Here is a 12894-nt window from a genome sequence, read left to right on the forward strand (position 1 = left end):
GCAAACATATTTCACGTTGAGCAGAGGACATCCAACTCATGACAAAAACCAAAGAAAAAAAAGCCGATCACCCTCCGCTGAAGCGTGGATCGGGGGTCACGCATGTCTATGAGACCCTGCGCAACGAGATCATCGAGCTGAAACTCACCCCCGGCAGCCCGATCGACGAGGTTCAGTTGTCCGAGCGGTTTTCGCTGTCGCGCACGCCGATCCGGGAGGCGCTTGTGCGGCTGGCAGCCGAGGGGCTTATTACCACGCTGACCAACCGCGCCACGATCGTCTCCAACATCGACTTTCTGAATTTGGCCGACTTCTTTGACGCGCTCACACTGATGTACCGCGTCACCACCCGCCTTGCCGCGCAGAAGCATCGCCCGGAGCATATCGCGGAAATTCAGGCGTTTCAGGACGCCTTTGCCCAGACCGTCGCCGAACAGGATGTGCTCGGGATGATTGCCAGCAATCGCGATTTCCATGTCGCCATCGCCAGGGCGGGTGGCAATCGCTATTACATCGAACTGTTCACCCGGCTGCTGGACGAAGGCCGACGCATCTTGCGGCTGTATTATTCTTCTTTCAACGACAAGCTGCCGCAACAATATGTCACCGAGCACGAAGACATGATTGCCGCCATTGTCGCCCGGGACGTGAGCCGCGCGGATGAGCTGGCCCGAATCCATGCGGACCAGATCGTGTTGCAGATCCAGTCTTATATCTCCGCAGATACGCGCCCGAACGCGACCCTGTCGCTCTAAACGGCAGCACATCCCCTTTACGAGAGCGGCCTTTCAGGGCCGCTCTTTTTCATTTCCGGCACAAATATCACCAACAACCGATTGCTTTTTAATCATTTTCACTTCGGTTTTCATTTTTAAATTTTATTTGTCGACAATTATTAATCCAAATGATATTTCAAAAATCGACACGATTGGACGCACCCGGGAAATACGTCGGACCGTCCAGCCACGGATCACAAGACACCGCAGGAGGTCCGGCCCATGACCGCATCTCTGCAAGGAACATTTTGAAAGGACCGCAGATGAGCGACTCAATCTTTACCGGCTGCATTCCCGCGCTGATGACCCCCTGCACAGAGGCGCGCGAGCCCGATTACGCGGCTCTGGCCCGCAAGGGTCAGGAGCTGATCGCAGCGGGCATGTCCGCCGTGGTCTACTGTGGCTCCATGGGCGACTGGCCGCTTTTGACCGACGAGCAGCGCATGAAGGGCGTCGAAGTCCTCGTCGAGGCCGGCGTGCCCGTCATCGTCGGCACCGGCGCCGTGAACACGAAATCCGCCGTCGCCCACGCCGCCCATGCCGCAAAAGTCGGCGCCAAAGGTCTGATGGTGATCCCGCGCGTCCTGTCCCGCGGCGCGTCCGTTCCGGCCCAAAAGGCGCATTTCGCCGCCATTCTCGACGCCGCCAAAGACATCCCGGCGGTGATCTACAACAGCCCCTATTACGGCTTCGCCACCCGCGCCGATTTGTTCTTCGAGCTGAACGCCGCCTACCCGAACCTCATCGGCTTCAAGGAATTCGGCGGCGCCAAGGATCTGACCTACGCGGCCGAAACCATCACCTCGGGCAATGACGACCTGACCCTCATGGTCGGCGTCGACACTCAGGTCTGCCATGGTTTCATCAACTGCGGCGCGACGGGCGCGATCACCGGCATCGGCAACGCGCTTCCGAAAGAGGTGCTGCACCTCGTCGCGCTGAGCAAGAAAGCCGCCACCGGCGACATCGAGGCCCGCAAGAAAGCCAAAGAGCTGGAAGACGCGCTGATGGTGCTGTCGACCTTCGACGAAGGCCCGGAACTTGTCCTGTTCTACAAGCGCCTCATGGTTCTCGCGGGCGATGCGGAATATGAGCTGCATTTCAACGAAACCGATATGCTCTCGCCCGCGCAGCAAGCCCATGTCGACAGCCAATACGCGCTGTTCCGCGCCTGGTATGACGCCTGGGCCTGATCGCCTGACATCGCCCTGAAGGACAAAGGCGGGCGCTTTGAGTGGCCCGCCTTCTCCATGCCAGCGCGCACGTCATCAAGAGTGTATCGTGCCCGCCCTTGTCGGTCAGGGATTGCTCTCATTGTTGCGGACACAAATACATGCTTTAACGAGAAAACATGGTAAAAAATACGGTGCGCATGGACACAGCCACGGATCAAAGCGCCGGTGACGGGCGGAAAGCGGAACGGCAGCACCTGCGTGCCGACCCCGACAACAGCAGCAAAACCGCCCGACAGGCCGCTGGTCCGGGTCTGAAGATTGCGCCTGTTTCGGACAGCACATTGTCTCACGGAGTGTCCGCGCCTGCACCGCCACCGACATCACCACATAAGCAGGCCTCGCCCTGCGGACCAAAGGACTATGAGATGAGCACCCCTGCCCCGATTTCCGTTGAAACCCTGCACACACGTGTCCAGTCGATTTTCCAGTCCTGCGGCCTCACCCCGCAAAATGCCAGTGCCGTCACCGACGTGATCGTCGCGGGCGAGCGGGACCATTGCAAATCGCACGGGATTTACCGGATCGAAGGCTGTCTGCGCGTGATCAAGGCAGGCATGGTCAAACCCGATGCCATCCCGGAGCTCCATGACAGCGGCAAGGCCGTGATCGAGGTGGATGCCCATGCCGGGTTTTCCAATCCAGCGTTTTTTGCCGCCAAGGACACGCTTGTGGCACGGGCGAAAGAGACCGGAATTGCCGCTCTGGTGATCCGCGATTGTCTGCATTTCTCGGCGCTGTGGCACGATGTCGAGGCGCTGGCCGAAGAAGGCCTCGCCGCATTGTCCATGTGCCCGAGCTACGCCTCGGTCGCCCCCACCGGCGGCACCGAGCCTTTGCTGGGCACCAACCCCTTTGCCTTCGGCTGGCCGCGCCCGGGCCCCCACCCTTATGTCTTCGACTTCGCTACTTCGGTGGCAGCAAGAGGCGAGATCGAGCTGCACCGCCGCGCAGGCACGCCAATCCCCGAAGGCTGGGCCATCGACCGCGACGGCAAGCCCACGACCGACCCGGATGCCGCACTTGCCGGGGCGATGTTGCCTTTTGGTGGGCACAAGGGCTCGGCGATTTCCACCATGGTCGAATTGCTCGCCGGTGCGCTTCTGGGCGAGTTCATGAGCAAGGAGGCGCTTGAGTTCTCCGGCGGCACGCATCTGTTGCCCCGCCATGGCGCGCTGATCCTGGCACTCGATCCCGCGACCTTCTCCGCGCGCAGCGGCCGCGATCCGCTGGCCGAGGGCGAACGGCTTTTGACCGCGATTGCCGGACAGGGCGCGCGGCTTCCGTCGCAACGGCGGTTCAAGGCACGCGTCTCCTCCTTGCGGGACGGTATTTTCCTGAGCGAGGCGGAACTGGCACAGCTCGACCGGTTCGAGGCCGAGGGGCTTGCCGCGCTCTAAGCCCGGCTACATCCGATGGAAAGGCGCGGGACACGATCCCCTCCCGCTGTCTCCCCCAACCTTTGCTGTTCCCCGCGGAAATGTTCCACAGGCCGGAAAGAAATCTTTGCGGTTCGACGTGGTGCGGAGCGTCGAACCGCAGCTCCGGCACACCGAAGACCTCAAGCGGCGGCGCTCGAATGCCCCCGAGATTTCCGTTTGCAAATCCGGGCACGACAGAAGACTTTATCGCCCAAACGAGGTGCCGCCCGATAGGGCGAGACCCTTCCTGTTCAGACGACGAATTGAGGCGCGGTATGGCCCTTTCAAAAACGGTTGAGCCTTGGCAAATCGCACAAGCGCTTTTGCACCCTGAAGAAAACGAGACCGTGACGCACCGGATTCTGGCGGAAGCTCCGCCGCTTCTGACCGGCCTGCAAGCGCCTGAGGAGCGTCAGCCCATAGAAGATGTGCTGGATGCGCTTTTCTCTTCGGCCGCTGATCCCGACCAGACCTGGCATGTCTATGCCCTTCTGGATGCGGCGCGCTCACAGGGGCTGCCCGCCCGACTGGACAGCAGTGATCTTGCACATAGCTGTCTCTACGATCTGAAGGATGCGCCCCAGCTTGCCGATGGCGCGCCATGGCTTGTCGAACTGACGCGCGAGGCCGCGTTTACAGGCGCTTGTTTTGCACATGACCCCGAAAGGGACGACCCCCGCAAAATGCTCGGTGCCGGGATCTTCCTTACCTCTGCGCTGCCGCCCGACGCGATGAAACGTCATCTCAAACATTACACCAAACTGTCGGACGAAGCTGGGATCGCACAGTATTTTCGTCTGCAGGAGCCGGGAATGCTTGATGCGCTTCTATGTGTCAGCGATCCCGCCGCAGTGACGAAATTCTTTCAGGCCGGGATGCAGCTTGTCTATCCCCGCCCGGCGCTCGAACCGGGCCTGTGGGAGTTCGTCGCTCTGACAGCCGGTCGATCAGGAACCGAGGGGGCGGCCATACCCCGCCTTGATCGCCCGGCGCGGATCGCATTGGCGCTTTTCGTCAATGACACCCGTGCCCGAAACCTTGCAGCCGAAGCCATTTCAGCCCCCGATGCGCGCCCCTTTGCCCATTATGTCTTTGCCAGAATGATGCAGGCCGGTTTCGATCATGCCCCGCGTCTTTTGGAGACGCACCGGCTTCTTTGCGCCCTCCCTGAAGAGGCCCGCACTGCCTTTTGGGCCGATGCGGAAAGCGGTGTTTTTTCTCCGCGCCCCTTGCTGTTACGTTATGCGAATAGATATGGTTGCCTTGAGCTTCTCGATGGAGAGAATGTATGAGTATTTGTGTTGAATGCGGTGAATTCGAACTTTTTTATGTGCTGGCTTGCGGCGACTCGGCTGTCGGTGAAAGCAACGTTCTCCTTTACGCAGGTGAGGAGCTGACAGCGCTCAATCAGGAAATCCGCGATATGGATGCCGCCTTTGGCGCCCTGGATCGGGCCAAGGTCGAGGGCGATCCCGAAGCCGTCATCGAAGCGCAGGAGCATCTCGCCGATATGCTCAAAGGATATGTCAGACCCACCGAACGCCTGCCGGACAAACATCTGGTGCAGGCCTATTCCATCCGGGGCAAAAAATGGACCCGGATTCGGTCCGACAAGATGCGCAATCATTGGCGCAGCTACAAAATCGACACATCCCTCCTGCAAGCCCAAACCGGGGCCGCGGGCACGTCGGAGCTTGATCGCGGCAAGCTGCGTCAGGCCTTCACCTCGGTGCGCGACAAGATCAAATCCGATCTTTCGGACGGGATCGCCTACAAACAACAGATCGCAAAAGGCAAGGCCTCCGGGTCGATCACCGACGTCTGGGACGCCAATTGGCTCAAATGGGTCGATGCGGTCAACGACAGCCTGAGCTATTCCGCGAGCGGGGCGCATTTCGATCTTTCCGCTGGTGCGCAACTGATGCGTGGCTATGCCGGGTTTGGCGTGCAGCTGGGCTATGATCCGAAAAAAGGCGCTTACTCTCTGAAAGGCAATGCCGAAGCGCGCGCCATTCTGGGAGAGGCAAAAGCGACGTTCAACGGCTATTTCGTCGACAGGGATGGCTGGCACGCTCTGATTGAGCTGTCCGAACAGGATGCCTCTGAGGCGGGCACGCAGGCGCGTCTCGATTTTGGCTATTTCCGGTTCAATGCCACGGTGTCCGCAAATGCCATGTTGGGAGCTTCGGTCTATGCCACCGCAGGTCTTGAATTTAAAACCGAGCCTGCGGGGAAGGTCCTCGTCAAACCCTCCGCCGCCGACAGCAAAGGGGAAGTGGCCGCCGGACTGTTTGCCGGGCTTGAGGCGGGTGGCAGTGTCAAAGGCGCTTTCGAATGGTACAATCCGGGCCTTGTCGAAGCAGGCGGAGTGGTCGAAAGCCCCAAATGGGCAGCCTTCGTGTCCGTGGGGGCGAGCGTGGCCGCAAACGCCGGGGCCGGTCTCGAAGGGGTGCTCAAGATCACCTATGATAAAGAGAGTAGCAAATTCATGTTCCGCTGCGAGGCCCGTGCCGTGCTCGGCGTCGGTGCTAAAGGCGGGCTCTTGGGTGAGGTGAATTTCGCGAAAATTCTGGAATTCATCAAATACATCTACTGCCAGCTCAAGGACAACGACTTTGCCTTCCTGCGGTTTGTCGCCGAGGATGCATGGGAGGCGCTCGTTCAGGTCACGATTTCCCTGATCACCGAAGGGGCCATCGCGCTTGAGGCCGCGCTTGAACCGATCCGAAGCGCCAATGCCGCAGAAGATTTTGCACTTAAGGTCAAGGCCCGCCCGGCCGCTCTGATCTTTGCGGCGCCGGAGGCCAAGGGCGCCATTCTCTACAAGCTTTCCGAACGCTATCTCTTCTCCTTCGAAGAACATCAGGAAGCTGCAATTCTCACAGTTGTCGGCACGATGCAAAGCCAACGCGAATGGGCGCAGGTCGTCGAGCGGATCACCGTGATAGGCAAGAAATCCTCGGCTGCCGCGGGCTATGCCCGTCTGCGTGCCGTGCTCGATGGGGGCTCCGCCCGCAAATTCGAAACGCTGGTGCAGGCGATCAACTCCTTGCCGACCAACACACTGATTGCCGGTGAACCTGTCCACGTAAGGAATGTCGCATGACACGCAAGTCTCTCGTTTTGCTCATTGTCGGGGCCACGGTGCTGCTCGCCGCCGGTGGCCTGACGTTCAACATGATCGACCAGAAACGCGCCCGTGCGAATTTGGTCGACAGCACCCGCGCGACGATGGTTTTCGTCGAAGGCGGCACATTCACCATGGGCAATTATCGCGCCCCTTTGCAGAGGCAAGATGGCACTGTGATCGAGACCTATGTGGCGGATCACAGCACATCGGAAACGCGTCAGGTCACCGTCGACAGCTTTTACATCGCGCCGCGTCAGGTCACGGAAGCGGAGGCTGCGCTTTTTGACCGGGCGCAGGGCAGGGCGCGTGATGTCGCCGCAGGAATGGAAAACAAGCCCGCCGCGTTGAGCTATCAGGAGGCGACGGCGTATTGTGCCTGGCTCGGAGACGCGGCGGGCCTGCCAATGCGTCTGCCGACCGAGGCGGAATGGGAATATATGGCGCGTAGCCGGGGGCAGACGCCTTTCTGGCCCACAGACAACGGCAGTTTCGAATATGGGCGCAACGTGTTCGATCTAAGCACGCTGCCCCGGATGAGTCAGGACCGCCCCGATGTGGCGAGTTTCCCGCCCAACCCCTTGGGGATTTACGATTTGTCTGGCGGATTGGCCGACTGGGTCAGCGACCGCGCCGCTACGGACCCGGAAGAGGCACTTATCTACAAAGGCAGCACCGACGACTCATCTGCCATTTACGCAACCGTCCCAACACGCGGCATGTCCGATCGGACGGGCAGGGCGCACGACGCTGCGCTGAAGGCCATGTTGACGGGGGCGTATGACTCGGCAGAGATGGAGGAGATGGGACAGCTTTACGGGCTCCCTCCCACTCATGTCGGCGCGCGATGTGTTGTCGAACTGGATCAGAGGCCCTCCGAGACCGGGTTTGGAACTTTGCCCGGGCCGATCCTGCTCAGTCCGCCCTATCGCGCGACGTCCCCCGAGGGGTGGGGCACCGACTAAGCGATTGTTCTGGAGGGACTTCAGTGTGAGTCTAGGATTTTTCCTTGAGAGCGGGAAAGAGCACTTCGAGAGACCGGCGATCAGGCGCAGGATATCATCCATGCCGCCAAACGGCGGATTGCGACGATTGATAAAGAGATCGCCACGCTGCTGGACCGCATCATGGTGGCGAGCAATCACATCGTGATTCAGAGCTATGAAACCAAGATCGAAGAACTGGAACAGCAAAAGGCTTTGGTGGCTGAAACGCTGCATCACCAGCCGCAGAAGCCAGACAGCTTCGAAGACAAGCCAGAACCAGTCCTGACGTTCCTCGCAAACCCTTGGAAACTCTGGGAAACGGGTCATATCCACGCCCGCAGACTGGTCGCAAAACTGGCGTTCGCAGAGCGCGTTGTCTATGATCGAAAACTGGGTGCTAGAACCCCGGAAATAGCCTTACAATTCAAGGCTTTTGGGAGTGTTTATACCCTTCAAAAGAAGAGTGGTGCGGTCGAGAAGACTCGAACTTCCACGGGAGTTACCCCACAGCGACCTCAACGCTGCGCGTCTACCAATTCCGCCACGACCGCACTGTCTAGGCTTGGTGAGGGGCTATGTAGCGAAGCGGTTCGGGGAAGTGAAGAGGAAAATGAAGGGGGAGGCGAATTTTTTTCCGCCTCCCCCGAAAGCTGTTGTGACAGGGAGGTCTGCCCCCCTGCCCGGCCTCGTCAAAGGCTCATTCCGTGACCGAAAAACTCGGCAACGTGGTGCTGGCCGGAACCGGCGTCAGCGTGGCGGGAGCCGGAGCGCCAGACACCGCGAAGGCCGCCTTGCGCAAAAGCCCGGTGCGTTCCGGCTGCCCCGGAGCAAACACCGCAGGCACACCGCTTTCAACGGCGGTCAGGCTGTCCTCATACCAGGCCTTCGCCAGATCGGGACGCAGGCTGACACCGACGCCCTGGCTCAGGTGATGGCCCAGAAGCTCGCCATAGGCACGCTCGCCCAGCGCCACCAGAAGCAGCGAGGAAGCCAGCGCCACATCCATCTTGTCGGTGCGATAGCCAACGGAGAGACAGATTTTTGCCGTGCCCGACAGCTGTGCCGGAGACATGCCGGACGCCAGCACGAAGGAGGACGTGTCCATCAGAACCTGATCGCGCGGCTTGAGCGACAGCGCCGCGATCTGTGTCGTCATCGAGGGCACCAGCCCCTCGCATTGGGCGGCGATCTGCTGCGGGGTGAAGCCCTGAACCTTCGAGATCATGTCTTCGCCCTGCGAAATCGCATAGGTGCGCGCAAGGCAGAACTGTTCGTTGAGCGCCTGGTTGGGATCGGACATCGACGCTTCGGTCACGAACCCGCCGTTGGTGTTGGTCAGCAGAGAGACCTTATTGCAATGCGATGCCAGCGACACGGTCGCACCATTGCCGAGAAAATTGGGCATCGCGCTTTCCGGAGCGGCCGGAGCGGCGGCGGCAAAGCTCGGCATCGTGCCCTGCTGCGCCGTCGTGCCGGGCATGGTCTGCGGCATCACCGGGTTGACCACGACGGTGGTCGTCGGTGCGGCTGCCATGGTCGCACCGCCACTGGCCATCTCGGTGCGATACTGCTTAAGAAGACCACGCGTGCCATCCGGGTTGGCGGCAACGAGCTGGGCCGTCTGTGCCCCCCCGGCCTGCGCCCTGTTATAGGACGAAATCAGCAGTTCCTGCTCGTAGGGCGAGAGCTGGCCGGTCACCGGATAGCCGAGATAAGCCTGATAGGACGACACGGCATTGCGGGTCTTTTGCCCGAGCTGACCGTCCACCGTGCCGGCGTTGAAGCCGAAATAATTGAGGGAGGCCTGGATTTCCTTGCCCTCCTGCGTCGAGGGCAGGCGCGGCCGGTAGGACGAGGTGGTGGTGGTTTTGCGCTTCGGTTGCTGGCTGGCAGCGCCAAGCAACCCGCCGATCACCGCCCCGGCGATAAAATCGCCGCCATCGGCCTGAACTCGTGACGTGGTCCCCATCACCAGGACGGCGGCCAGAGCTGCGGAAATGACATGTTTGAATCGCATCGGATTCCCCCCCGTTACATATAAAAAAACTGGGAAAAGCCTATCACGCGATCGTGAGATTCGTAGGATTTTTTTCCTGCAAAGGTAAAAGACAGGTGCTTTGCATCTTCTTTGGGCGCATGCCGCAGTGCCAACGCCCTTTCCCCCGCACGCGGCAAGGGCTACATCTCGCCAGAGATCGAACGCGCGGAGGCATGATATGGTGGAATGGCGGATTTCCGAGGGGCTGACCGATTACGACTTTGCCGTGGCCGAAATGGAGGCCCGCGCCGAGGCCATCGCCAGGGGAGAGGCCGAGGAGCTGATCTGGCTGGTGGAGCACCCCCCGCTTTATACAGCGGGCACCTCCGCCAAGCGCGAGGACCTTGTCGATCCCGACCGTTTCCCGGTCTATGAGAGCAAACGCGGCGGGCAGTATACCTATCACGGGCCGGGGCAGCGTGTGGCCTATGCCATGCTCGACCTGAACACGCGTGGCAAGGATGTCCGCAAATTCGTCGCCGATATGGAAGCTTGGGTGATCGCGGCGCTGGCCGAGTTCAACGTGACGGGCGAGATCCGCGAGGGCCGCGTCGGCGTCTGGGTGGTGCGCGAGGACAAGCCGCTGACCATCACCGGCGCCAAACCTGAAGACAAGATCGCCGCCATCGGTTTGCGGGTGCGCAAATGGGTGTCGTTCCATGGCCTGTCGATCAATGTCGAGCCGGATCTCAGCCATTTCGGCGGCATCGTGCCCTGCGGCATCCGCGACCATGGCGTGACGTCGCTGGTCGATCTCGGCCTGCCGGTGACGATGGAGGACGTTGACATTGCACTCAGGCGTGCCTTTGACGAGGTGTTCGGCGACTGATCTCGACGGTCGCTCTGTGAGAAGCCCCGCGACAGGTTTGCCGAACTGCGCAAAGGCGTGTTAGGAAAGTCCATATTTCCAGAAGATTTCAGGACGGGCCTTCCTTGTTCAGGGCGATTTTCAGATATCTGACGGCAGGCGCTCTGGCGGGTGTCATCGCCCTGCTCCTGCTGACCTCCGCCCCGCCCCGTCATCTGTCCCAGCCCCATCTGCCCCAAACCGAACCATCCCGGCCCGATAAAACCGCATTCGCCGCCTGTCGCCGCGTGCCCTCCGCCCAGTGCCTCACCGATCTCGGCGTCGCTCAGGCTATGCACCGCCGATCTTTGCCAGGATATCTGCGCGAAGTCGATATACTGGCCCAGATGGGCCGGTTCGAGGAGGCACGCGCTTTGGCAATGCGCGTGGAAAGCGGGAAGCAACGCGCGCAGGAAATCCCGCCGGAGACGATTGAGGCCTCGGTCAACCGCAGGCTCGCCCCGCATCTTTTGGCCGCCGCTCTGCGCGGTGGCGGAAATCTGCAGGCAGCAATGGCGGACACGCCCGGCGTCGACACCGGCGTCTTGTATATCGGCGCGCTCGATCTGCTCGGTCGTCACCCCTACGACACAAATACGGCCCCCGAAGAGCGCCCCGCCGACCGCACGCGAACTGTCGTTTTCGAGATCGCCGCCGCCATCGCGACGCTGGCGCAACAACAACCGGAAAAGCCCCGCGCGAACGCGCTGATCCATGCCGCAGAACTGCACGCCGCACTCGGCCAACGTGACCGCGCCATGGCAGTGCTCGCGGCCCTGCCCCAAAACATGGAAAATCCTCTCCTGATCATGAGCGAAGATCTGATCCGGATCATCGGCGCCCCCGAGGCCCTGAGGATGTACCGCGATGCCGGAGGGCAACGCACGTCCTTCCTGCTGGCCATTGCCGAGGCGGAAACCGACGGGACCCGCGCCACGAAGGTTCTGGAACAGGCATTTTCCGAGTTTCAGGCCCAAAAGATTTTCCCCGATTTTCGAGGCATGGAAAACACTGTGGAGCGCGCGGCGGCGCTCGGGCTGGACGCGTTGTCGCTCCGGCTCGCGCGCGCTCTCGCGGAACAGGCACAAACGGCGCCCTCCGCGCTGCCGGTCTTTCCGCACCTCACTGCCGCCCGCGCCCTTCTGAGCGCAAAGGCCCCCGAGGCAGAGGTCCGCGCCAGTCTGGCACGCGCTGAGGCGGCGATTCCCGGAAACCCGAACAAGGTCGTGGCGGTCGGCGCCATCGGCGGCGCGTATCGCTGGGGGAAATCGGGGCTCGCGTCTGAGGCCCGTCGCGACATCGCCACCATGCAAGCACGGCTGGGCGATGTTTCCGAAGCGGTTCATATCATGGAAGGGATCGACCAGCCTGTATTCGCATGGAATGACATGCTGAGCGCTGATATTCCTCTCGACGCTCTGAACGATCTTCTGGCCGCATCGGAGAATATCTTGCCCGAGGACGGACAGGCCTATCTGCGTGCGCAACCGCACACGACCTGCTTGAGGCGAAGCGGTTTGACGGAGCGCGCGCGGGGGTCATCTACGCCACGCTGGCGCGCCTCGGCGCCCAGTTGGGCAATCAGGACATCGAACGGCAGGCCTTGAGCCGTCTTGCAGAGGCCGCACTCGCGTCACGGGACCATGGCGATCTGATAAGGGCGGGCTTTTACTGGCATCAGACAACAGGCAAGATGCCGCAGGACTGATCCGGGAGGGATGCGCGCATAATCTGCCGAGAGCCGGACACACCACAGGTCAACTTCAGGTCGCACCCCGCATTTGAGCATGATCAAAGTACGACCATCGCGGGCTGGTATCACGATCCGAAGTCACTATGCTGAGACCGGGACACATGAATCACACGGGAGAGAGAACCGAATGACCAAGCTTTTTGCCTTCACAGCCGCCGCCCTGTTGGCAACCTCCGCCGCCGCGTTTGCCGATGGCCACGGGCATGGCCATGGCGACCCGGACAAAGGCGCCAAGGACTTCAACAAATGCAAGGCCTGCCACACGATCGTGTCGGATTCGGGTGAAACCATCGTCAAGGGCGGCAAGACCGGTCCGAACCTCTTCGGCGTCGTCGGACGCCCCGTCGCCTCCTACCCGGACTTCAAATATGGCGACGGCATTCTTGCCGTGGGCGCGACCGGCATGGTCTGGACCCCGGAACTGATCACCGAATATGCCGTCGACCCGACCAAGTTCATCGACACCCATGGTGGTTCCGGGCGCTCCAAGATGACGTTCAAGCTGAAAGACGCCTCCGACGTCGTGGCCTATCTCTCCACCTTCTCCGACGCTCCGGAAGCGATGGAAGCTACGGAAGAGGAAAGTGACGAAGCCATGGAAGAAATGCCCGCCGAAGAGGCACCGGCCTCCGAATAAGCCGCATTTCGAGGTCAGATCAGGCGCCGTCCCCTTTGGGGCGGCGTTTTTTTATGACCGACGTCCCTATCCACCCA

General features: G+C 61.0%; 10 protein-coding genes and 1 tRNA gene. 9 read left to right on the forward strand and 2 right to left on the reverse strand.

The genetic code is table 11. The features are described 5' to 3' along the window. Positions 1 to 38: 38 nt before the first annotated feature. The 6 genes from NH195_RS08155 (at position 39) to NH195_RS08180 (ending at position 7521) form a co-directional block, all read left to right on the forward strand. Positions 39 to 755 carry a GntR family transcriptional regulator gene (locus NH195_RS08155; protein WP_066705406.1) on the forward strand — a complete coding sequence of 239 codons (717 nt, stop codon included), beginning with the start codon at positions 39 to 41 and terminating at the stop codon, positions 753 to 755. A 284-nt stretch (positions 756 to 1039) separates the two neighbouring features. Further along, the gene (locus tag NH195_RS08160) at positions 1040 to 1969 is read left to right on the forward strand and encodes a dihydrodipicolinate synthase family protein (protein WP_066705408.1); all 930 of its coding nucleotides are present in this window, start codon (positions 1040 to 1042) and stop codon (positions 1967 to 1969) included. Between the two features lie 407 nt (positions 1970 to 2376). After that, on the forward strand, positions 2377 to 3408 hold the full coding sequence (locus NH195_RS08165; protein WP_066705411.1) for an Ldh family oxidoreductase: 1032 nt from the start codon (positions 2377 to 2379) through the stop codon (positions 3406 to 3408). Between the two features lie 296 nt (positions 3409 to 3704). Next, the gene (locus tag NH195_RS08170; protein WP_066705413.1) at positions 3705 to 4721 is read left to right on the forward strand and encodes a DUF4123 domain-containing protein; all 1017 of its coding nucleotides are present in this window, start codon (positions 3705 to 3707) and stop codon (positions 4719 to 4721) included. Continuing rightward, positions 4718 to 6535, forward strand: coding sequence for a hypothetical protein (locus NH195_RS08175; RefSeq protein WP_066705415.1), 1818 nt, complete (start codon positions 4718 to 4720; stop codon positions 6533 to 6535). The genes NH195_RS08170 and NH195_RS08175 overlap by 4 nt, the downstream gene beginning before the upstream one ends. After that, positions 6532 to 7521, forward strand: coding sequence for a formylglycine-generating enzyme family protein (locus tag NH195_RS08180; RefSeq protein WP_066705418.1), 990 nt, complete (start codon positions 6532 to 6534; stop codon positions 7519 to 7521). The genes NH195_RS08175 and NH195_RS08180 overlap by 4 nt, the downstream gene beginning before the upstream one ends. A gap of 485 nt (positions 7522 to 8006) precedes the next feature. Here the strand turns inward: NH195_RS08180 and NH195_RS08185 are convergent. Together NH195_RS08185 and NH195_RS08190 are read right to left on the reverse strand one after the other, a co-directional pair. Continuing rightward, a tRNA-Leu gene (locus NH195_RS08185) sits at positions 8007 to 8093 on the reverse strand. 146 nt (positions 8094 to 8239) lie between these two features. After that, positions 8240 to 9559 (reverse strand): peptidoglycan-binding domain-containing protein, encoded by a 1320-nt coding sequence (locus tag NH195_RS08190; RefSeq protein ID WP_081423842.1) that lies wholly within the window; start codon positions 9557 to 9559, stop codon positions 8240 to 8242. Between the two features lie 127 nt (positions 9560 to 9686). Between NH195_RS08190 and lipB the strand changes: the two genes are divergently transcribed. The 3 genes from lipB to NH195_RS08205 all read left to right on the forward strand — a co-directional run bounded on the left by lipB (position 9687) and on the right by NH195_RS08205 (position 12817). Continuing rightward, a complete protein-coding gene (lipB, locus tag NH195_RS08195) occupies positions 9687 to 10409 on the forward strand; it encodes a lipoyl(octanoyl) transferase LipB (RefSeq protein WP_274377274.1) in 723 nt (240 codons plus the stop codon). A gap of 104 nt (positions 10410 to 10513) precedes the next feature. Beyond that, on the forward strand, positions 10514 to 12034 hold the full coding sequence (locus NH195_RS08200; RefSeq protein ID WP_066705423.1) for a hypothetical protein: 1521 nt from the start codon (positions 10514 to 10516) through the stop codon (positions 12032 to 12034). A 273-nt stretch (positions 12035 to 12307) separates the two neighbouring features. Beyond that, positions 12308 to 12817: a c-type cytochrome gene (locus NH195_RS08205; RefSeq protein WP_066705426.1), complete on the forward strand. Its 510-nt coding sequence runs from the start codon at positions 12308 to 12310 to the stop codon at positions 12815 to 12817. Positions 12818 to 12894 lie beyond the last annotated feature (77 nt).

The organism is Celeribacter ethanolicus, from assembly GCF_001550095.1.
In the GTDB taxonomy this organism is placed as follows: Bacteria; Pseudomonadota; Alphaproteobacteria; order Rhodobacterales; family Rhodobacteraceae; genus Celeribacter; species Celeribacter ethanolicus.